Source organism: candidate division KSB1 bacterium (assembly GCA_034505495.1).
GTDB lineage: Bacteria > Zhuqueibacterota > Zhuqueibacteria > Residuimicrobiales > Krinioviventaceae > Fontimicrobium_A.
In genome coordinates this window covers 28,207-50,842 of the sequence record JAPDQV010000027.1, presented here as the reverse complement: position 1 = coordinate 50,842, position 22,636 = coordinate 28,207, and the positions used below count along the sequence as shown (strand labels likewise).

Annotated in this window: 19 protein-coding genes; 5 read left to right on the top strand and 14 right to left on the bottom strand. The window is 54.4% G+C overall.

Annotated features, from left to right (window positions below; genetic code table 11):
- Positions 1–263: co-chaperone GroES (locus ONB24_10950; GenBank protein MDZ7316633.1), on the top strand; the 263-nt coding region annotated here is incomplete at its 5' end.
- 44 nt (positions 264–307) lie between these two features.
- Positions 308–1,930 (top strand): chaperonin GroEL, encoded by a 1,623-nt coding sequence (gene groL / locus ONB24_10945; protein ID MDZ7316632.1) that lies wholly within the window; start codon positions 308–310, stop codon positions 1,928–1,930.
- A 51-nt stretch (positions 1,931–1,981) separates the two neighbouring features.
- On the opposite strand, the gene ONB24_10940 is transcribed toward groL, so the two are convergent.
- The 14 genes from ONB24_10940 to polA form a co-directional block, all read right to left on the bottom strand.
- A complete protein-coding gene (locus ONB24_10940) occupies positions 1,982–3,322 on the bottom strand; it encodes a Gfo/Idh/MocA family oxidoreductase (protein MDZ7316631.1) in 1,341 nt (446 codons plus the stop codon).
- A 44-nt stretch (positions 3,323–3,366) separates the two neighbouring features.
- Positions 3,367–4,185 carry a bifunctional DNA-formamidopyrimidine glycosylase/DNA-(apurinic or apyrimidinic site) lyase gene (gene mutM, locus ONB24_10935; protein ID MDZ7316630.1) on the bottom strand — a complete coding sequence of 273 codons (819 nt, stop codon included), beginning with the start codon at positions 4,183–4,185 and terminating at the stop codon, positions 3,367–3,369.
- 6 nt (positions 4,186–4,191) lie between these two features.
- Complete coding sequence (locus tag ONB24_10930; GenBank protein MDZ7316629.1) at positions 4,192–4,794, bottom strand: hypothetical protein; 603 nt, start codon at positions 4,792–4,794, stop codon at positions 4,192–4,194.
- 11 nt (positions 4,795–4,805) lie between these two features.
- Positions 4,806–5,648 (bottom strand): carbohydrate ABC transporter permease, encoded by an 843-nt coding sequence (locus ONB24_10925; protein MDZ7316628.1) that lies wholly within the window; start codon positions 5,646–5,648, stop codon positions 4,806–4,808.
- Between the two features lie 10 nt (positions 5,649–5,658).
- A complete protein-coding gene (locus ONB24_10920) occupies positions 5,659–6,552 on the bottom strand; it encodes a sugar ABC transporter permease (GenBank protein MDZ7316627.1) in 894 nt (297 codons plus the stop codon).
- A gap of 2 nt (positions 6,553–6,554) precedes the next feature.
- A complete protein-coding gene (locus ONB24_10915; protein ID MDZ7316626.1) occupies positions 6,555–7,796 on the bottom strand; it encodes an extracellular solute-binding protein in 1,242 nt (413 codons plus the stop codon).
- A 49-nt stretch (positions 7,797–7,845) separates the two neighbouring features.
- Positions 7,846–8,031 carry a DUF5989 family protein gene (locus ONB24_10910; protein MDZ7316625.1) on the bottom strand — a complete coding sequence of 62 codons (186 nt, stop codon included), beginning with the start codon at positions 8,029–8,031 and terminating at the stop codon, positions 7,846–7,848.
- A gap of 62 nt (positions 8,032–8,093) precedes the next feature.
- Complete coding sequence (locus ONB24_10905) at positions 8,094–8,690, bottom strand: PqiC family protein (protein ID MDZ7316624.1); 597 nt, start codon at positions 8,688–8,690, stop codon at positions 8,094–8,096.
- An 11-nt stretch (positions 8,691–8,701) separates the two neighbouring features.
- Positions 8,702–9,613 (bottom strand): MlaD family protein, encoded by a 912-nt coding sequence (locus ONB24_10900; GenBank protein ID MDZ7316623.1) that lies wholly within the window; start codon positions 9,611–9,613, stop codon positions 8,702–8,704.
- 46 nt (positions 9,614–9,659) lie between these two features.
- Entirely contained in the window at positions 9,660–10,448 is a 789-nt protein-coding gene (locus ONB24_10895; protein MDZ7316622.1) for an ABC transporter ATP-binding protein, read from the bottom strand.
- A 1-nt stretch (position 10,449) separates the two neighbouring features.
- Positions 10,450–11,253, bottom strand: a complete 804-nt coding sequence (locus tag ONB24_10890; protein MDZ7316621.1) for an ABC transporter permease — start codon at positions 11,251–11,253, stop codon at positions 10,450–10,452.
- Positions 11,250–11,585: an STAS domain-containing protein gene (locus tag ONB24_10885; GenBank protein ID MDZ7316620.1), complete on the bottom strand. Its 336-nt coding sequence runs from the start codon at positions 11,583–11,585 to the stop codon at positions 11,250–11,252. Before ONB24_10885 ends, ONB24_10890 begins: the two co-directional genes overlap by 4 nt.
- Positions 11,582–12,004, bottom strand: coding sequence for an ATP-binding protein (locus ONB24_10880; GenBank protein MDZ7316619.1), 423 nt, complete (start codon positions 12,002–12,004; stop codon positions 11,582–11,584). Before ONB24_10880 ends, ONB24_10885 begins: the two co-directional genes overlap by 4 nt.
- 165 nt (positions 12,005–12,169) lie before the next feature.
- A complete protein-coding gene (gene polA, locus ONB24_10875; GenBank protein MDZ7316618.1) occupies positions 12,170–14,875 on the bottom strand; it encodes a DNA polymerase I in 2,706 nt (901 codons plus the stop codon).
- 134 nt (positions 14,876–15,009) lie between these two features.
- On the opposite strand from polA, the gene ONB24_10870 reads away from it, so the two are divergent.
- The 3 genes from ONB24_10870 to ONB24_10860 form a co-directional block, all read left to right on the top strand.
- Positions 15,010–15,357, top strand: coding sequence for a DUF3467 domain-containing protein (locus tag ONB24_10870; GenBank protein ID MDZ7316617.1), 348 nt, complete (start codon positions 15,010–15,012; stop codon positions 15,355–15,357).
- Positions 15,354–15,980: a hypothetical protein gene (locus tag ONB24_10865; protein ID MDZ7316616.1), complete on the top strand. Its 627-nt coding sequence runs from the start codon at positions 15,354–15,356 to the stop codon at positions 15,978–15,980. Before ONB24_10870 ends, ONB24_10865 begins: the two co-directional genes overlap by 4 nt.
- Positions 15,981–16,256: 276 nt before the next feature.
- Positions 16,257–22,636 (top strand): GDSL-type esterase/lipase family protein (locus ONB24_10860; GenBank protein MDZ7316615.1); only part of this gene is annotated, 6,380 nt, incomplete at its 3' end.

Genomic DNA, 22,636 nt, shown 5'->3' with positions numbered 1-22,636 from the left:
ATCGAGTCGTTGTGAAGCCGCTCGAAGTTGAAGAAGCCAAAGTCGGCAATATTTACATTCCGGACACGGCAAAGGAAAAACCCATGCAGGGTGAAGTCGTAGCCGTCGGTCCCGGCAAAATTACCGAGACCGGTCAAAAGATTCCCATGGAGGTCAAAGTAGGACAAAAAGTGCTCTACGGCAAATATTCGGGCACTGAAGTGACGATTGACGGTGAAGATTATTTGATCATGCGGGAAAGCGATATTTTCGCAATTCTTTGATGTTCCGGTCAATCCTCAGAAACTCAAAAATAGGAGTATAGAGAATGGCAAAGATCATTACTTTTGACGTGGAAGCTCGCAACGCGCTCAAGCGCGGTGTCGATCAGCTTGCCAATGCGGTAAAATGCACGTTAGGCCCCAAGGGCCGCAACGTTGTGATCGATAAAAAGTTCGGCGCACCGACCGTTACGAAGGACGGTGTTACGGTGGCCAAAGAAATCGAGCTGGAGAATCCGCTGGAGAACATGGGCGCCCAGATGCTGCGCGAAGTAGCGTCCAAGACCAGCGACATTGCCGGTGATGGAACGACCACCGCCACGGTTTTGGCGCAGGGCATTGTGCGCGAAGGTCTGAAAAACGTTACGGCCGGTGCCAATCCGACCGCCATCAAGCGCGGCATCGATAAAGGCGTCAAGGTCGTGGTCGAGGAGATTAAAAAGCTCAGCAAGCCGTTGCCCGGCAAGAAAGAGATCGCTCAGGTTGGCGCTATTTCCGCCAACAATGACGAAGAGATCGGCAATTTGATTGCCGATGCAATGGAGAAGGTCGGCAAAGACGGCGTCATCACCGTTGAGGAAGCCAAATCAACGGAGACGACGCTGGAGGTTGTCGAGGGAATGCAGTTCGACCGCGGTTATATTTCGCCCTATTTTGTCACCGACGCCGAGGCCATGGAGGCAGTCCTCGAGGAACCGCTGATTCTCATCCATGACAAAAAGATCAGCGCCATGAAGGATCTGCTCCCCATCCTCGAAAAGGTGGCTCAGATGGGTAAGCCGCTGTTGATCATTGCCGAAGATGTGGAAGGCGAAGCGTTGGCTACGCTGGTGGTCAACAAGCTGCGCGGCACTCTGCGCGTGGCTGCGGTCAAGGCGCCCGGCTTCGGTGACCGCCGCAAAGCCATGTTGGAGGACATTGCCATCCTGACTGCCGGCCGCGTCATTTCCGAAGAAGCCGGCTTTAAGCTCGAGAATGCCACTCTGTCCGATCTGGGCCGCGCCAAACGCGTAACGGTCGATAAGGACAACACCACCATCGTCGAAGGTGCCGGCAAACCTGAAGAAATCCAGGGCCGTATTGCCCAGATCAAAAAGCAGATCGAAACCACCACGTCTGATTATGATAAAGAGAAACTTCAGGAGCGGCTGGCGAAACTGGCCGGCGGCGTTGCCGTGCTGAAAGTCGGCGCCGCGACTGAGGTCGAGATGAAGGAAAAGAAGGCCCGCGTCGAGGACGCGCTGCATGCGACCCGCGCGGCGGTCGAGGAGGGTATCGTTCCCGGCGGCGGCGTGGCGTTCATTCGCGCTCTGCCCGCACTCGACAAACTGAAACTGGAAGGCGATGAGCAGATCGGCATCGACATCCTCAAACGCGTCCTCGAAGAGCCGATTCGTCAAATCGCCGAAAACGCCGGTTGGGAAGGCTCGATCGTCGTTCAGAAGGTCAAGGAAGGAAAAGGCGGCTTCGGCTTTAACGCTGCCACCGAAACCTTCGAAGACCTCTATGAAGCCGGCGTGATCGATCCGGCCAAGGTCAGCCGCATCGCGCTTGAAAATGCCGCCAGCGTCGCCGGTCTACTGCTCATGACTGAGGCGACCATCGTCGAGAAACCGGAGGAAAAGCCGGCAAACCCTACTCCGCCAAGCGGCATGGGTGATATGTATTAATTCGGCATGCCGATTACGAAAAAGCCCCTGCTGCAGGCAGGGGCTTTTTTTTCACACTTTATCCGGAACCACAAAGGGGTAACGGTACTCTTTGGTCAGATAGGAATTTGCCTCCTCGTCGCCGACAAAGCGATACGTCCGGTCATTGAAACGCAGTTCTCGACCGAGGCGATACGAGATGTTCGCCAAATGACACATAACCGTCGACCGATGCCCTTCCTCGACGTCGCCGTTCAGCAGCATCCAGTTTTCGGCCCGAACTGCCTCGATGAAATTGAGAAAATGCGCCGAACCTCCCGCACCGGCCAGATTGCTGGGATCCGCAACATCTCCCCCGCCTTCATATTTCGGCCCCGGTTCATTGTTAAAGCCGAAATAGGTATACCATTTATCGCCGTTCAGATGCATCCATCCTTTGGTGCCGAAAAAGAGATTCCCTATGCGAATGTTGTCGTCGGCGTTCGTATATAGGCCGCGAACTTCGAATTGAATGATCTTGCCGTCGGCATACTCGAAAGTAGCGAGCTGCGTATTCGGCGTTTCCTGATCATCGATAAAGGCAAATTTTCCGCCGACGCATTTGATCTTTTGCGGCATTTCGTGTTTGTTCATCCCCCACCGCGCAATGTCCATTTGATGCGGGCCTTGATTCCCTAAATCGGTGCAGCCGAAATCCCAAAACCAATGCCAATTATAATGCACGTACTGCGGATTATACGGCCGCCACAAGGCCGGTCCCAGCCACAGATCATAATCCAAGCCCGGAGGAACCGGCGCATTGGGTTTGTGGCCGATGGTGTTGCGCGGTTTGTAGCAGAGGCCCTTGGCCATATAAATCTCACCGAGCTCGCCGGAATGCAGAAACTCGATGGCTTTGCGCACTCCGTATATGCTGCGGTTTTGCATGCCGCATTGTACGACGCGGTTGTATTTGCGCGCCGCTTCGACCATTTTTTGCCCTTCCCAAATCGTATGGCTCAAGGGCTTTTCCGCATAAACATGCTTTCCCGCCTGGCACGCCCATATCGCCGCCAGAGCATGCCAATGATCCGGCGTGGCGGTAGAGACGGCAGTCAGGTTTTTGTCTTCCAGTGCCTTGCGAATGTCGGTCGTGAACTTGGGTTTTTTGCCCTGCAGCTCGACCACCATCTTTTCGATTTCCGGAAAAAGACGAGTATCGGGATCAATGATCCAGGTGATTTCGACGCCCGGAATCTTGCACCACTCCTGAATATGGTTGCGGCCGCGACCATTGACGCCCGCAACCGCTATCAGAATGCGGTCATTGGCACCCAGCACCGATGAAGGGATCGTTGCTCCAAATGCAGCGCCTGCGGCCGCTGCGCCGATCAATCGACGCGAAAAATCTCTGCGGCTCATTTTTTGGCCCATTTTGACATCCTCCTTGTTATTGATGAACTTTACGTCTTACAATCCTATTTTTGGCAGGTTGAGCAAAAGAATGTGCTCCGTCCCGCCGTAACACTTTTTTCAATAATGCCGCCGCAACGGCTGCACGGCTTCCCCGCCCGCTGATAGACCTCTAGATGATTTTGAAAATAACCCGGATCGCCTTCAGAGTTCACAAAATCGGAAAGGGTCGTTCCGCCCAATTCGACCGCCTGCTGCAGAATCGACTTTACGCTTGCCGCCAGCCGCTCGATCTCCCCGGCTGTCAGCGTTCCTGCAGGCCGCTGCGGTAAAATGCCGGCGCGAAAAAGCGCTTCATTCGCATAAATGTTGCCGATTCCGGCGACCCGCCTCTGATCCATCAGCCAAGCTTTTACGGACTGCCGCAGGCCGCGCATCGACGCGAGACAATATTCAGCCGTAAACGCGTCGCTCAGCGGCTCGGGGCCCAAAGAAGCGAAAGGCTCCATCTCGGCGATTTCACGCTGTTTCACCACCTCTACGAAACCGAATCGACGCGGATCGCGAAAAACCAGGCTCAATCCCTCAAACTCTAAAATTAGGTGCGTATGTTTTGTCGCCGCATCAGCGTCGGTTTCCAACAGCAGTCGGCCGCTCATGCCCAAATGGATTACGAGGGACCATTCCTGCTCCATTTCCAAAAGGAGATATTTGGAACGGCGCCGAACCCGGACAAGGAGGAGGCCGACCAAAGCCTGAAGGAAACCCTTCGGTACCGGTCGCCGCAATTTAGGGGTTAAAACTTGAACTGCCGTCAACCGGCGGCCGGCGAGGTGTAATTCGAGGCCCCGACGAATGGTTTCGACTTCCGGAAGTTCGGGCATAAGGCGTTATTCGATGGGTTTGGGACGAGAGCCGTAAGAATCACCAAGCCGACGCTTTTCGAAAGACCTGAGGCGGCGCTGTTCCTCCGAATTCGGCGCCTCGATGGGCCGCTGCTCTTTCAGCCGATTCATTTGTGCCGCATTGATCTGTTCGCGGCAAATCGAATAAATTGCAACGGCATTGGCCGGCACCAAAAGCTTTTTCCGAACAAAGCGGCTTTCGCCGAGAAGAATCACTTCGTGCGGACGATAATAGCAGGTCCGATAGTCGCGCCAATATCCGATCGTGGAAGATTCGACTTTATTCTTGTCCAGAATCGAAATGACAAAGCCGTTTTCATAAAGGTCGTACTGACGGTCTTTGCCGACCGCTTTGAGGAGGTTCAACAACGGGCCGATGCCGAACAAGACGAGATAGATCAGAATTTCAGAAATTTTTCCGGCCGTCGGTATAAAGTGCCTGCCGTAGAGAAGAAAAAAAACGATGGCGGCGCCCAACAGGCCGATGAGATAGGCCAAAAAGGTGCGCGAACGTTCCGCGCGGTAGATCCAGCTTGTCAGCTGTCGACCCAATGCTTCTTCATGAGCCGCCGAAGGCATCGCATCCATCGTCGATCCTCCTATCCTTTCACGCTGCCGAGAGTCAAGCCGGAGATCAACCAGCGACTGAGAAAGAGGAAAAGAACAACAACCGGCAGGCTGACGATCACGGCGCCGGCCGAATAGAGTCCCCAGGAGACTTCCATGGTGGACTGAAAGGTTTTGAGGCCGAGCGGCAGAGTAAAGAGACGTTGATCCTGAATGAGGACGGCCGCCACCAAATATTCCGACCAGGCGGTCATGAACGAAAAGAGAGCCGTGATCACCAAAGCCGGAGCCGCCAGAGGTAGAACGATTCGCCAAAAAATGCCGACTTCGGAGCAGCCGTCGATACGGGCGGCTTCTTCGAGGCTGTAAGGGATCGTGTCGTAGTAGCCCTTCATCTGCCAGATGGCGAAAGGCAAAGCTGTCGCCGCATAGGCAATGATCAGTCCCGAATAGTTGTCGTAGGCTTTGATTTTGATCAGCATGATAAAAAGCGGCAACAGCAGCATGGTCACCGGAAACATCTGGGTTGTGATGAGTCCGACCATGGCGGCGCTTCGTCCCTTGAAGCGATAGCGGGAAAACGCATACCCGGCCGTCGACGCCAAGGCGACACTGACTACCGTCACTATGGCCGATACGAGGATGCTGTTGAACATCCACCGCAAAAACGGCTCGCGGGTAAAGAGCTGTTGATAGGTCTGCAGCGTGGCGTTTTCGGGAATGATTGCCAAGGATTTGCTGAGCAGACGATCGCCGGGGCGCAAGGAAACGGAAAAGACGTTCAAAACCGGATAGAGGGAGAAAAGGGCAAACAGGGAGAGAATAATATAAGCTGCAATCTTTCCGCTTGTTGATAGTTCTCGCGGTTTTCTCATAACGCCTCGCTCAATAGACAGCTTCGACAGCGCGTGTCCGCTTGATGAAATTCCAGCTAAAGATCAACAGAATGGCAAAGATGATCATCGAAAAGGCGGCCGCATAGCCGAACCGGAAATAGGTAAATCCGGTTTTGTATACCCAAGAAACCAGGATGTGGGTGGTATCGGACGGTTCGCCGCCGTTGCTCACCAACCAAACGACGTTAAAATTATTGAACGTCCAAATAACGCCTAAAGTGACGGCAGGCGCCATCACCGGCTTCAGCAGGGGCATGGTGATGTGGCGGAACTTGAGCCACGGCGAGGCCCCGTCGATCTCTGCCGCTTCATACAGCTCATCCGGAATGCTCTGTAGTCCGCCTAGCGCAATGATCATCATAAAGGGGAATCCCAGCCAGATGTTGGTGATCAGGCAGGCGGTAAAGGCGCCCCATTCGGTGGTCATCCAAGGAATGGAAATGCCGAACCAGCGCTCAAAAAGCAGAGGTATGGCGCCGTATTCCGAATTGAACATGCCGCGCCAGGTCAAGGCGGTGATATACTGCGGCATGGCCCAAGGCAGAATCAGAATGGTTCGGTAAAACGACTTGCCTTTCAAATCCTTATTCAGCAGCAAAGCCAAAAAGACGCCGATAGAGACATGAAAGATCAGATTCAAGGCCGTCCACAGAACCGTCTTTAGGAAAAAGTACCAAAATGAGCGGTCCTTGAGCACGGTAAGATAGTTCTGAAAACCAATGAGCCGCCAATCGCGAAAGTGCGCGAGATTCATGTTGGAAAAGGAAATGACGACGTTGTAGACAAACGGGTAGAGGACGACCAGCGCCAGAACTGTTAATGCAGGCAGGGTGTAGAGATACGCCAATCGATTGACTTTGATTTCTCCGACACCGCTCGCCATGATTACCCTCGATTTTCGCGGATAAGTTTTTCGGCTAATTTCTGCATGTTCTCAGCCGCTTTGGCGGGAGTCTCACGGCCGCGAAAGATGGCCTGGTAGCCGGGCCGCATGGCATCCCAGATCCAGCGTAACTCCGTGACCGGCGGCAAAACCCGACCGACCATCAACTGTTCCAACGAAGCGCGCACCAATTCATTATTTTGAACATCCGGACTTTGAAAGGCATCGATGCGGGAGGGCAAAGCTCCGGAAATGCGGGTGAAGCGCAACTGCATTTCACTGGTGGTCAAATACCGTAAAAGCTCCAGGGTTATCCGCAGCTTTTCTCCTTTTAGATTCACGTTGACCGAATATCCCATAGGCTGCACTGCCGGGCTGGGCCACAAGCCTGTCGCGTCGATTTTGGGAATGCGGGCCAAACCGATATCTATGCCGGCATCGAGATAGGTTCCCCATGACCAAGGACCGTTGATGATCATGGCCGCCAGACCGTCCTTGAACAAAGCGTTGGCGACCTCGTAATCGCATTCCAGCGGGATGATCTTGTGGACGTTGGCCAGGTCGTAGATCAGCTGCGCCGCCTGAACAACGGCAGGAGTATTGAGGGTGGGACGCAGGCTGTCATCAATGATCCAGCCGCCGAAACCGCCGATAAAGGGTACGGCGAAAAACGGCTCGATGTAATTCCACACCAGGGCGTACTGATCCGGCTTGCCGTCGCCGTCGCGGTCGAACGTCAGCTTTTTGCCGATCTCGATCAGCTCGCTCATGGTCTGCGGCGGCTTGTCGATCAGCTTTTTGTTGTAGACGAGACAGAGGTGATTGCCGATATTGTCGGCGATTTGATACAGATGGCCGCGAAACCAGGTATTGGCTTCGAGCGGATCGGTGAGAAAGCTGTCGAGCGTTGCCTGCTCAAAAAAAGATTCCAGCGGCATAATGACGCCCAACTCGCTCATCGGACCGATGTTGTCGTTGGCGCCGCGAAAGAGCGCAGGTCCGCTTCCACCTAAAGCGCTGATGATATAGTTGGAACGCGCCGCTTCGGGCTCGTAAAAGAGCTCTCCGAACTCCCATCCCGGATGGCGTCGCGCAAATTCATCCAACGCAGCGCGCAGAACCTGGCGCTCCACCGGCCGCAGCGAGTGCCAAATAACGATGACATTCTCCTTTTTCGCACAGCCGGAAAAGAAAGTCAAGCCTAAAGCCGCCGCTAAAATTATGTTGCCGACAGCAAGCCGCACACTTCGTTCGTAGGGATATGTCAATAAACGGGCGGACAAGCCGGTTCCGTCAGAATAGGGCGTAAATAAACGGTGCGATGGCGGTGCCTTCCGTAAAAACAACGACCAACGCCAACAATAAAAGAATGATAATGATGGGCGCAAGCCATATCTTTTTGCGCACTCTCATGAACTGCCAAAATTCAACGAGAATGGACCATTTGCTGCTTTTGCGCTTTTTAGACGATTCCTTCATTTCGCCTCCAAACGGTGGTGGTTTCTTGGGCAAAGATAAGCAATCGATCAAAAAAGAACAAGCTATTCCGCCGACCGATCAGATTCCACTTTTGCCTTCATCAGAGCCGCCAGCTCCTCGAAAACCGCCTGTGCGGCCGCGCGCAAGGCTTCGACAATCGCCTCGGCACTGCCGCCGGTAATCGGCGCGGTTTTTTCGATGATTTCGGAAAGAACGACTTTTTTGGCCGCGGCATCAAAGAGCTCGAACCAAATCGTGACGCGCGCCGTCCTTTGTCGGTCAGGTATGGCGATTTCTTCAAAGTTATAAACGGTCGCCCTCAATTCGTAGGCACGGCGGTCTGCCGGCAGACGCGACAGCACCTCCATTCGGCTGCTTTCCTTAAAAAAGCGGCGCGCCTGTTCGGTCAAAAGAGCCGGAGGCGGCATCGTCCAGCGCCGATAAGGATCGGCGCGCAGCTCATAAGCAGAGGTTCGGTAGAGAAATTTTTCCTGATCGAGCATCGGACCGGCTTCGAACGGCTGAACCACAAGCGGCAAAGCAGCCGACCGCTCACCACGGCTGAGTACCAGTTCGAGATCGTAATATTGAATTTGCGGCGGCCTGGAACAACTTGTCAGGCCGACCAGAAAAACCACACCCATCAACAGTTTCTTCACAAGAGCTCCTCTTACTTGCTTTTATCCTCGGGCAGCTTCCGCTCTGGGGGATAGCTTTTTCGCACCAGGCTCCAGGGTTGTTCCTTGACGGAACGGCTCAGTTCGTTCAAATTCGCAGCGGCCGCGTTGAGGTTTTTGATGATCTGATCGATCCGAGTCTCATTTTGGGCAAGCGAGCCGTCCAATTGATCCAGAATGGAAACAGCGCTCTGTAGCACCTGCCGGCTTTCGACGAGCGCACTGTCGAGCGTGGTCAGGCTGTGGCGAAACGTGGCGTCGTTAGCCTCCATGGCAGCGGCAGCAGCCGAAGCCGTGCGATTGGCCGACTCGATCAATTCGTTCAGCCGAGAAAGCGTCTGCTGAAAATTTTGTTCCGTAGTTGCCGCGACTTGTGAGATGGAGTGGATCAACGTCGCCAGCTCTTTGCGGTTCTGTTCATTCAGTACGTCGTTCAGTCGCCGCAACAGCTCGGTCAACTCTTCAACGGCATCGGCGGCTACACCGCTGATCTGGGCATAGGGCGTAACATCTTCAGAGGTTAATAAAGATCCGGGAGGCAGCAGCGGCTCGGAAGGGTCACCCGGCGTAATTTCGATATAGAAAGCGCCCATAATGCCGATTGTGGTCATGAACGCCCGACTGCCGGCGCGCACCGGCGTGCCCTTCTCCACCTCCAAAACGACTTCGGCGCCTGGAAAACCGTCGTCAGGCAGACGAATCTCCCGCACGCTTCCCACCGGCAGACCGGCAAAGCGCACCGCCGAGCCCTTTTCGATGCCGCCTACATAAGAAAAGCGTGCGCGGTAAATGCTCTTTTCTTTGAAACTCTTGACGCCGACAATGACGGCAATAAAGCCGATGAACAACAAAAAGCTAAAAACGATAAAAATTCCGGCCTTGACTTCGCTCGATTTGTAGTCCATTTATGACCTGCTCATTACTTGATTCCTGGCCTTGCTGACCTTCATTTCACTCTCCCACCAGCTCCCGCAAAAAGGCGTCCGGGTCCATCTTTTCCTCGTCGGGACGGCGTTCGAGAAACTGGAGAACGTACGGATCGGTACTGCGGGTCAGTTCCTCTTTGGTACCTAAAAACTTGATCTCGCCGTCGTGCAGCAGACAGACGCGGTCGGCAATTAAAAACACGGAGGCCATTTCATGGGTGACGACGACGATCGTCATCTTTAGAGCCGTTTTGAGTTTCAATATCAAATGATCGATGCCGACGGCGACAATGGGATCGAGTCCGGCCGAGGGCTCGTCGCAAAAAAGAATGTCGGGATCCATGGCGATGGCGCGCGCCAGCGCAGCCCGCTTCTTCATGCCGCCGGAAAGCTGCGACGGCATGAAATCTTCGAATCCGCTTAGCCCGACCATCCCCAGCTTCATTCTTGTCATGATGCGGATCGTCGACGGCTCCTGCGGCGTGTGTGCCATCAACGGCAGTGCAACGTTTTCGCCGACCGTCATGGAATTGAACAGAGCGCCGTTTTGAAAAAGCATGCCCATCTTGATGAGCAGTTTTTCGCGCTCCTTTTCGCTTGCCGTCACGATATCAACGCCCTTTATTAAAATTTGTCCGCGATCCGGTTTGTTCAAGCCGATCATGTGGCGTAAAAGCGTGCTTTTACCGCAGCCGGAACGGCCCAAAATGACCAGCGTCTCCCGCGGGTAGATGTCCAAATTGATCCCTTTGAGTATTTTTCTCGATCCGTAACTGGTATGAAGATCGCGTATGCTGATGATCGGTTCGCTCATATCAAAGGGTAGAATAGAAGAACATTGTAAACAGCAGATCGGCTAAAATGACGAGAAAGATCGACGTGACCACTGCGGTAGTGGTTGCGCGGCCGACGCCTTCGGCACCGCCGACCACGCTGAATCCCTGATAACTGCCAACCTGCGCAATGATGACGGCGAAAAAGAAGCTCTTGACCAGGCCGGTCAAAAAATCGCGCGCCAGCAACGCTTCAGCCGTTTCGTTGAAATAGGCGATGAACGTCAATTTGAGGTTGGTCAGCGCCAAGACAAAACCGCCGGCAATTCCAACGAAATCAGAGAGCACGGTCAAACAGGGAAGCATGACCATCATGGCAATGGTGCGCGGCGCAGCCAAAAAGCCGACCGGATTCAGCGCCATAGTCTGCAGCGCGTCGAGCTCTTCTGCTACCTTCATGCTGCCGATTTCCGCAGCGATTGCCGAGCCGCTGCGCCCCGTGATGATAATGGCAGTGATCAGCGGCCCCAGTTCGCGGCACATGGAGACTGCCACCAGATCGGCCACATAAATGACGGCGCCGAATCGCTCCAATTGATATGCGGCCTGCATGGCGATGATCAAGCCGACGCAGAACGAGATGACGGCAACGATCGGAATGGAATCGACACCGATGCGCACCATCTGCACAAAAGTCTCACCCCAACGAATCGGTTTGCCCTTAAAAGGCGCAATAAAGATCCAATAAAGCGTCCTGGCGCTCAGGCGCATGAGGCGATCGACATGAACGAAAAAAACCGCCAGCTTTCTACCCGAGTTGCCGAAAATCTTTTGCAGTTTTCTCATTCTGCGAGCGCCGCCTCGACGTTTTGGTAAATTTTAAAAACCCGATCCAGGCGGGTCAGCTCAAAAACTTCACGGACGTTGTCGCGCACGCCGGCAACCGCCAGAGAACCGCCGTATTCCCCGCACTGCCGGAGCCCTTCGATGAGCACGGCCAACCCCGAGCTGTCCATATAAGGAACGCCCTCCAACTCGACGATAATCTTGGGCGTCTTTTTGCGGATCAATTCCATGATGGCGCGCCTCGCCTCCGGGGATGAGAACATGTCTACTTCCCCTTCAATATGCACGATGGCCGCTCCGCTTTGCATTTTTGTCTGAATGTTCAAACTCACGCTGCACTGCCTTTCGGTCGACGAATATGCATGTACAAACGATTTCCCTTTACTTTTCCCGCTTTATATCGCACTTTGTCCATCACACTATTGATCAAATAGACCCCCAAACCGCCGGGGCGGATCTCATTCAAGGGTCGCGACTTGATCTTTTTAATATCCGCCGGCTCGCCGTCGTCTTCCAGGATAAACACAAGCTTGCCAGGCGTGATGCGGCAGATGATCGAAATTCTCTGATCGTTCTGCATTTTATAAGCATGCTTGATGATGTTGGTGCACGCTTCGTCCAGCGCCAACACGATTCTGCCGGTTGTGCGCTGATCAAAACCCGCCCACTCGCATACGCTGGCCACGGCAGTCCGCATGGCGCTCAGCAAGGCCGGATCACTGATCAAGCGGAGTTCTATCGTCTTGGTCATACTGCTAAAAAGCCGGAAAATCCCTCAAATGGATTGCCTGAAACGGCCTGCTGCAGCGGCTTCCCGCATTTAATGTCTGCGGCGCCGAGTAAAATCCTCTATGCCGCAGGTAAAGATCTATGATCGGCTGTTCTCCTCTTCTGATGAGAAAGCCCGTAAAACTTGTTACGGATGCGCCTGCAGCCAGTTGTCGCCGACGCCGATTTCAACTTTGACGGGCACTTCCATTTCGACCGCCTTTTCCATTTCCCAACGAATCAATTCCTTGACGGCCTCCTGTTCGCTTTTCGGCACGTCAAAGACCAATTCATCGTGCACCTGCATGATCATTTTGGCGCCGAGTTTCTCTTCATTGAACCTTTTTTGAATGCGGATCATGGCGATTTTGATCATGTCGGCGGCGCTTCCCTGAATCGGGGTGTTGACGGCCGTACGCTCGGCAAACTCGCGCACGCGGCGATTGTCGCTGTTGATGTCCGGAATATAGCGTCGGCGCTTGAACAGCGTGGTCACATAGCCGTTGGTCCGTGCTTCGCGCACGGTGTTCGTCATGTAATTCTGCACGCCCGGATAGGCCTTGAAATACGCGCTGATAAATTCTGTCGCCTCTTCCGGCGTGATGTCGAGCCGTTGCGACAAGCCGTAGGGTCCCATTCCGTACATGATGCCGAAATTGACCTCCTTTGCCCGTCGACGATGCTCAGCCGTGACCTCTTTGGGATCGATATTGAAAATCAACGCGGCAGTACGGGTGTGGATGTCTTCATCTGCCGCAAAAGCGGCGCGGAGCCCCGGATCGCCCGACAGATGCGCCATGATGCGCAGCTCGATCTGTGAATAATCCGCGTCGACAATGACATAGTCCGCATTGGTCGGGATAAAGGCCGCGCGAATACTGCTGCCGATCTCGGTGCGGATAGGGATGTTCTGGAGATTCGGCTCGCTCGACGAAAGCCTGCCGGTCGCCGTTACGGTTTGATTGTATGAAGTATGCACGCGACCGGTTTTAGGATTGACGAGTTTCGGCAAAGCATCGACATAGGTCGATTTGAGCTTGGCCAAATGCCGATAGCCCAAAATCGCCTTCGGCAGCTCGTGTTCGCGGCTCAGTTCTTCCAAGGCATTGACGTCGGTTGAATAGCCGGTCTTGGTCCTCTTGGCGGTTTTGAGTTTGAGTTTGTCGTAAAGCACTTCAGCCAACTGCTTGGGCGAATTGATGTTAAAGCGGCATCCCGCCAACTCGTAGATCTTTTGTTCATAGACCGCCAATTCCGCTTCAAGGTTCTTGGACATCTTTTCCAAGTACGGCACATCGATTTTGACGCCGTTCATCTCCATGGTCATGAGCACGGACACCAACGGCATCTCGATTTCTTCGAACAGGGGGCGCAGCTCGAGTTCATCGATTTTGGGCTCCAGCGTCCGCCAAAGCTTCCAAGTTACCTCGGCGTCTTCACAGGCGTATTCGGCAACCCGCGCAATCGGCGCCTGATCCATTCGAATCTGCTTGGCGCCGCTGCCGATGACATCTTCAATGCGGATTTTTTTGAGATCAAAATAGGTCAGCGCCATGGCGTCGAGATTGTGCTGCCGCGCCGAAGGATCGAGCAGATAGCCCGCCACCATGGTGTCGAACGCCAATCCTTTGACTTTTACACCGCAACGGGACAGAACGATCATGTCATACTTGGCGTTATGGCCGCATTTCAGGACGGCTTCGTTTTCGAAAATGGGTTTGAGACGCTGCAGAACTTGGACTATCGGCAAAGGCCGATGTGGTTCGGCAAATTCCTGCGGCCCGCGAACCGGAACATAATAAGCGACATCGTCGCTGAATGAAAAAGATAAACCGACCAGCTCGGCACGCATCGGATCAGGATCGGTGGTCTCGGTATCGAATGCCCAGCGACCGGCCGTTTCGAGCGCCTGCGCCAGCGTTTCGAGTTCCGCTTCGCTTTGGATCAGGCGATAATCGCGCTTTTTTTGCAGTTCATCCGGAATAAAGCGCTCGGCCAAAGAACGAAATTCCATGCGTTGAAAAAACTGAAAAACGGCACGCCGGTCGCTTTCCTGTAAGGACAACTGCTCCGGTTGGATGTCGATGGGAACGTTGCAGTGTATGGCGGCAAGTTCTTTGGAAAGAAGAGCGCTCTCGGCGCCCTTTTCGAGGGCCGTCCTCGAGCGTTTCTCGTTGATCTTTTCGACATTGGCCAGCACCGCATCCAACGTGCCGAATTCCTGCAGCAGCTTGGCCGCCGCAACCGGCCCGATGCCGCTGACCCCAGGAATGTTGTCGCTCGAATCACCCATAAGCGCCAAATAATCGATGATTTGCTCCGGCGACAAGCCGATCTTCTCGCGGATCGCCTGTTCATCGAGGATCTCTTCTTCTTTGCCGCCGTGTCGCGGCACGAGCAGCTTGATCTTTGGGCCGACGAGCTGCATCATATCCTTGTCGCCGGAAACAATGAACGTTTCGATGCCCTTTTCTTCGGCGCGTTTGGCCAAAGTGCCGATGATGTCGTCCGCCTCATATCCCTGCAGTTCGAGAAGGGGAATATTCAGCACCTGCAGCATTTCGCGAATGCGCGGGAGCTGTTCGACCATTTCTTCCGGCATTTCTTTGCGCGTCGCTTTGTACTCTTCAAACTTTTCATGCCGAAAGGTCGGCTGCGGGGTATCGAACACAACGGCAAGATAATCCGGCTTGTGCTCGTCAATGAGCTTCAGGAGGATGTTGGCAAAGCCGAAAACGGCAGAGACGTTTTCACCCTTTGAATTGATGAGGGGATTTCGCACAAAGGCATAGTAAACTCGATACGCCAGAGCCATGCCGTCGATTAAAAACAGACGCTTTGCCGAATCACTCATAACCTTCCTGGAAATGCATATATTAATTAAATGTAACATAAAAGGCGCTGCAAAGCAAGCAAAACAATCTCCGACAAACAGGTTGATGATAAGATGAAAATTGAATAAATTAGAGTTAAAAAGGGAGGTAAGCTATGACGAATCATCAGCCGCAGCAGATCAACATCGAAATCGGCGAAAAAGAAGCGGAAGGAATCTATGCCAACTTGGCGATCATCTCTCATTCTCCGGCCGAGTTTGTCATGGATTTTACCCGTGTTCTGCCCGGTATTCCAAAATCGAAAATCTATGCGCGCATTATCATGACACCTCAGCACGCCAAATCGCTGCTGTTGGCATTAAAAGACAACATCGCCAAATACGAGGCGCAATACGGTGAGATCAAGATCGTGAATGAACCGAGCCGAACCGGTACGTCGATTGGATTTCAACCGCAGGGGAGCAGCGATTCCAGCCAATCGCATGAGCCGGCGACATTATGAGTGAGTCGAAGCGAAAAATTTTCGTGCAATTGATGCAAAGCAAATTTCAAAGAACCGCTGCGATCCTGTTTTGGTTGTGTCTGCTGCCTTTGACGGCGATGCCCAAGAGCATCGGCCTCGGCGGCGAGATGGGCGTCTGGAAACCGAGCGACCTCGACCGCTATCCAAGCCGGCCGTTGAAAAACGTGGATGGAGCCAAGCCGTATTTAGGCGGCAACCTGATTCTCCCTCTATACAAGAGCCACGTGTTTCGACTCTCTTTTTCCGAGTGGCGGCAAAAGAACATCGTTCAGCTTGATTCGGCTTCCGTCGCGCTCGATCAGCTGGCGTTTGACCTGAAATACCTCCTGTTGCCGCCGGTTTCGATTTCCCCTTATGTATCCTACGGCGCCTCGGTTTTTTGGTCGCGCCAAACCCAGAAAAATCAAAATAGCGGGCGCACGCATCTTGAGCGCCCGGGTTGGGGATTCGAAGTGGGGGCCGGCATCGACTTTTTGATCGGCAAAACGTTATCTTGGGGTGCAGAGTATCAATACCTTTATGCCAAGTTCATTAAGCGAATAGGCTTGACCAACAACTACAGCGGCCCTCGCATTTCTATGCATTTGACCTGGTTTTTTTGACAGTGTCCATTGTTTATTACTGATGCAATTTGTCGCCGAATGGTACAAAAAACCGAGTTGTCGTGGGAGCTTAAAACTGTTTTCATGCATTCTTGAATTGCAGCGGAAAATCCGCTTTACCTATTGATTTTAATTAAATAACCCCAATCAGCGAAGCAGACCATTAGACTGCCTGTTGATGCATTTCACCTCCTATCGTTTCCATGCGGTACATTCTTTGCAGATAGAAAGCTGATATTATTGCCCGAATGCAACATGCCAAAAAGAGGTGTTCTCTTGAGAAACCAAAGCATCCGCAAAGCTATCCTTATCGGTTACAGCTTTCTTTTAGGATTGACTTTTCCTTTGTCCGCTCAACAATGGCGCATCATGGCCGTCGGCAATTCCATCACCGCCGGCAAAGACGGCATAACCGGTGTTGAAGGCAACGGCTTTCGGAAATACCTCTACGACGATTTGCGCGCCGCCGGTGTCGATTTTGCATTGGTCGGCGGCCGCGGCAACTCTCCCTATAACGGCCACTTTGTCAGCGGTGCCAAAATCGACTGGTTCCTGCCCGGCGGCAGCATGGACATTAAAAACGCGCTCGATGCTTATCAGCCCAACATCGTTCTGGTTCATCTGGGCACCAACAACACCAGCGATACGCCGGGGCCTTACACGCAGGACTATACGGCGGCCGGGAAACTCCGAAAGTTGGTTAATGACCAAATTGCCAAAGATCCGAACGTTAAGCACATCCTACTGTGCAAGATTATCCCCAAATTGGATGCCAACTTTCAGGAAATCGCGCAAATCAGGCAGTTCAACAGAGAAATCGAACTGATGTTTTTCAACAATGCGCTGAGCAGCAAAGTCGTCATTGTCGACATGTACTCGGCCATCAATCCTACGCGCAATGACCTGCCCGACGGCATCCACCCCATCGACGCGGGTTACCAGAAAATGGCGCTGGAATATTCCCGCGTCATAAAGGCGCTCATCCGCAGCGACAGCTCTGCTCCCAATCCGGTTGACGTCATCTCTTCGGCGGTTTCGAGCGAGCCGGCAGTGGTGCTGGAATGGTACACGCCCAGCGATCAAGGCGGCGGCATTGTGAATATGTATGAGGTGCGCTACCTGATCGATCAGGAAATCAGCGCCGCCAATTTCGAGAACGGCCAGGTCGTCTATATGAATCGCCCGGGCCGCAACAATTATTCGGGCGGACGTGAACAGCGCCGTATTACCGAAAATATTTTAGCCGGCAGAACGTACTATTTCGGCATCCGTGTCTATGACCAGGCCAACAACCGAAGCACAGTTCGCCGGTTCGATCCCGTCACGATTCCGGCGCAGCTTGCGCAGCCCGGCATCGAATTCGTCGACGAGTTCACTTCACCCGATTTAAAAGGCTGGAACGCCGCTCCGTCTTATGCGGCTGTCAATGGCGTGCTCAAAAACACCGACGCCGCTTCAGCCTGGAAAAATCTCGCAATTTTGTCTTCCATCAAATACACTCCCTCGGCTGAATATGTAAAAGCCGGCGTCCGCTTTGCGACGACCGCCGCCTACACCGATCTGAGCGGTACCGGCATCGCCATGCTGCTCGACTCGGACGATTACCGCATCGCCTCCGGCTATATGATCCGCGTACGCGACGACATTTCCCTCTATACCATCGTCAACGGTCAGGTGCTCGGCAATGCCATCAACTCGACCAAACCGACCAGCAAGCCGGCAAAAGGGGATACGCTTTACGTAGTCTACCGTAACAATCCGTCCGCCAATTCCTTCGAAGTTTTGAAAAACGGCGTTACCATCGGAACGGTGCAGGATACGCAGAAACGCTACGGAAAAGCGGCGCAGCTTTATTCCGGCGTGATCCTTTACGGCAGTTTGGGGAATGAAATCGACAGTTATTTTCTCAACATTCCACAGCTCGAGCCCCGCATGATGGCCGTCTACGGAGAACCGCCGCTTTTTGGTGAAGTAGACAAAAAAATGGGGGCGCCGCTTTCGGTCAGAGTGCTCGACATTAACGGCGTGGGCGTGGCCAATGTGCCGGTCGACTTTCGCGTCAAATCGGGCGTTCCTGCGTTCCTCAGCGCCGACTCGGTCTGTCAATCCTTTGACGGCTATATTTATATCGAAGCCGAGTCCGGCATTATCGAAGCGCCGATGATCAGAGCCTTTGATCAAAACGCCTCCAACGGCCGCTATATTTATTCAAGAACGTTCGGCAGCGGCAAGGCCATTTATGCGATTTGGGTTCCTTGTACCGGTTCCTATGACATGATTCTGCGCGTCATTGCTCCGGACGATAATTCCAACTCGGTCTTTTGGGCTATCGACGACACCACCGTCTTTAACCGAATCGACTTTCCCGACAAGCCCACGGTGTGGACTTGGGCAAGCCGAAATCGGGTGAGCGGTATTCCGCTTTCGGAAGGGTTTCACAAGCTTTATATCAAAGGGCGCGAGCCGAATCTGCGCATCGACAAAATTCTTTTGACCCGCTACAGCGGCTTTACACCGCAGGGTCAGGGCGGAACTCCGCCCCGCTTTGCCAACATTACCGACGAGCGCGGCATCGTATCGACAAACGTGACGTTCGGCAATCAAGCCGGTCAAGTTGTCATTGAGGCCTATTCGGACGGCGTGCCGAGCGGCAGTAATCTCGTCGAATTTCCGGCCATAACCGTCAACGCCGGTACGCCGAACACCTTTACCGCCGCCTCATCTTTGGTGATTCAGGGCGAAGCGGGAAGACTCCTGCCGGAGCCGTTTAAAGTCAAGGTGACCGACCGTTACGGCAACAACCGTCGCGGCGAGTTGGTCATCTTTCAAGTCCAGCAAGGCAGCGGCACGTTCAACGGCATGGCAACCCAAAAATCTTTTACGGACGAATTCGGCATTGCCGAGGCGGTATTAAAACTTGGTTTTGAAAACCAGACGATTGTAAAGGCATATCTGAACGACTATCCTGCATTCGAACCGATTTTATTTACCGGCGCCGCCGAGACTGGAACCGTGCCGTTCGCCGTCAGCAATCAGACCGGCGCCGATCGTTTCGAGTCGGCGGTCAATGTGCGGCTGCCGGATTCGCTGCGTGTGCGCATCGTCAATCAGCGCGGTATTCCTTATCGAGGCTATCCGGTTCCCTTTGCGATCACGCGCGGCGACGGCAGATTGAACGATCTTTATACCTCGGTCATCGATTCGACCGATGCGGACGGCATTGCCGCGGTTTCGTGGACGATCGGGCGAAAAGCCGGAGTCGATTCGCATCAGGTACAGGTCAGGGTGCCGCTCAACGGATCGCCTATCATTTTCACGGCTACGGCGCGTCCCGATCCGCCCAACGAGCTGCAACTGATATCCGGTAATGATCAGCAGCAGGGAGCCGGCAAACAATTTCCGGAACCGCTGAGGGTGCGGATCATCGACCAGTACTCCAACGGCATCGTCAACTATCGCGTTCGTTTTACGGTCGTCAGCGGCTACGGAAACTTTTCCAACAAACTTATCGGCGGAAGCCGAGATACAACGGTCGTTACCAATGCCGACGGCTACGCTCAAGTTTACTATACGGCCGGTAACGTGGCGGGCAACGAGCAGGTCAAGGCCGAAGGTGCCGAAAGCACGCCTTTGCCGTTAAAGAATTTCCGCATCTTTCAGCTGCGGGTGACGCCGCCTTTGCCGCAAAGACTGGCAATCGAGAGCGGCAACAATCAGACGCAAACCGTCGGCTTTCCTTTGAGTCAACCCTTTGCCGTCAAGGTGCTGAATCCGTTCGGCAATGCTATGGGTGCAGGCATTCGGGTTCTCTTTCAAATTAAAGAAGGCAACAGCACCTTCAACAACCAGCAGTCGTTGGAGACGACCACAGATGCCGCAGGCATCGCGCGCGCGACCATGACGCTCGGCACCATCGCCGGTCTTCATAAGGCGGTCGTCTCGCTGCCCGACTTTGCCGATGTGGCGCCGATTGAATTCACGGCCACAGCCCAACCGGCGGCAGCGGCCGTTCTGAAGGCGGTGCAGCCGGGCAATCTCCGCTTTTCCGCGCAGGCGGGAAGCGGTCCCATTCAGCTCATCGTACAGGTGACCGATCTGTACGGCAATCCGCGTGCAGGACAAGCGGTCGCTTTTACGGTCGAAAACGGCGCCTACTTTCAGACCGCGGGGGGATTTCTTAAAATCACGCAGGTAACCACCGACGCCAAAGGACAGGCGGCGGTCAATTATGTCATGGGGCAGCAGACCGGTGTCATCAACCTGATTAAAGCCGTGGCGTTGAAACCAGGCGGCGAACATCTTGCGGGCAGTCCCTTGACCTTTGAAGGCACCGTCTTGCCGGGACCGCCCGTCTCCATGCGCCGAGTTAAAGAGTACAGCCAGGCGATTCCCGTCCGCCGAACGTATCCGGATTCTCTGATGATCGAACTCAAAGACATTCATCAGAATCCGGTGCCGGAGATCGATGTCTTGTTTACGGTGCGAAATCGTTTCGGCGGCAACATCAACGGCCTTCAGCAGGTGAACGTTTCCACGAATGCGTACGGCCGCGCCGGTGTCCTCTACACCATGGGCAGCCGTGCGGGAGCTTTCAGCGATACCGTTCTGGTGAGCGTGCCCGGTTATTCCCTGCAGACCGAAAGAATTCTGTTGACCGCTTTGCCGGATGACCCTTACAAGATTTCCATCGTCGGCGACAGCACATGGGTGGTCAAGCTGGGAGCAGGCGCGAATGCGAAAACGCCGACCGTCAGAGTGACCGATGCTTTTGACAATCCAATCGGCGGTCGACCGGTGACCTTTACCGTCGTGTCCGGCAACAGCAGCATCAACGGCGCGGCAAGCTATGTCACACCGACTCTGCCCGACGGTCAAGCTTCGGCGCCTTGGCTGCTCAAAAGCACGACGCCGGAGCAGCATCTGCTTTCGGTCAGCTGCGAATATAACGGCTCGCCTCTGCTGAATTCGCCCAAGCTCTTTCGCGCCACGGTCATCGCCGGAGACGCCAGCAGAATCGTCCGCGTTTCACCCGCCGTCGACCGCATCGACGCCGTCGCCAAGTCCGCCATGACGATTGTTGTGTCCGTTCAGGACGCCTTCGGCAACGGCATCGCCAATAATCCGGTAAAGTTTTCAGTGACTTATCCGGCGAGCGGCGAACGCGGTTTCTTTGTCCGTTACGGACAAGCCGTAACCGACTATCAGACGACGAGCAACGCCCAGGGATTTGCGCAGGCGATCTTTTATCCGATCATCGGCACCAACATCATTACCATCGGCGGCGGCGACGACCAACCCATTCCCAAGATCGCGCTGAACATCAACGGCATTCCGGCCAGGGCGACCCGCATTCGACTGCTCAATCCGCGGCAAATGGAGGCGACCGCGGGCGACAGCATCATCGTTCGCGTTGAGGCCTACAACGCCGAAGGCGCATTGGTCGACGGCCACCCGATCGACTTTGTCGTCGTCGGCAATTCCGGCCACTTGTCGAACCGTTTCTCCGTCAACCGCAAGATGACGACAAACGGATTTGCGCAGGAAAGCTGGATGGTCGGTACGCGGGTCGGTGTGGTCAACAAGCTGCGTGTCAGCGGCGGCGAAGGAATTCAGGGATCGCCCGACAGTATTCTGGTCACATTGCGACCGTCGGCGCCCTTTGCCGACTCTTCTTCGGTGCGGATTTCCGCTCCTGAAGGCATTACCACGGATGATGACTCGAAGGCGTTGGTGACCGTAAGAGTGGCTGACCGCTACGGCAATCCGATCAGCGGTCGACGCGTGCGTTTGACCACGGAATCACCCTTTGCGATATTGGAGCAGCCGACTTTTGAAACCAATACCAAAGGTGAGGCCTACGGCTGGCTGCGGGCCACCAAAGTCGGCATAGTGGCCGTCGGCGCTGCGCTTCAGGATGATCCGAACTTTCGCATCGCCGCGGCGCAAGTGCGGGTCAAGGCAGGCAGAGCGGCAAAAATAGCCGTTCCTGAAGGCGAAAGCGATCGTTTTACGGTCAACGTCGGCGCAATTGTAGGCCGACCGCTGCGGGTCCAAGTCCGCGACAAGTACGATAACCTGGTCCAACGGGCTTCGGCGGAGGTGATGTTCGAGCTGCAGGCCGGTACCGGCGAATTCATCACTCCAACCGGACGCGTCAAAACCACAAGCGTCCTGGTCGACTCTAACGGCATTGCTTCGGTCGTTTACAAAGCCGGCAACCAGGTAGAAATCTGCATGATCAAAGCCAAGCTCGTCAATCCGACAGTAGCCGGAGCCGAGCTTTCGCTCATCGGTATGGCGCGTGCGCCGCTTCTGCCCTATTCGATCCGCAAGGTCTCCGGCGACAGCCTCAGGGTGCCGGTCGGTTCGCTTTCTCCCGCGCCCTTGATGGTCCAAGTTCTCGATGCCGAAGGACTGCCGGTGTGGAGCGGAACTGCGCCTTCCGTGCAGTTCAAGACGATCTCCGGACAGGTCGAGTTTTCAGGCGGTCCGCTTGCTTCTTCTGATGAATACGGCCGCGCGGTTAAATCCTTTAGACTGTTGGCCGGCGGCAGGCATACCATAGCGGCTCAGGTTTTCGGCGGCGAAGCGTTTGTATTGTTCACCGCTGCAGCGCAGGCCGGTGCGCCGCAGCAGATGGCACCGGCCGTCCCGCT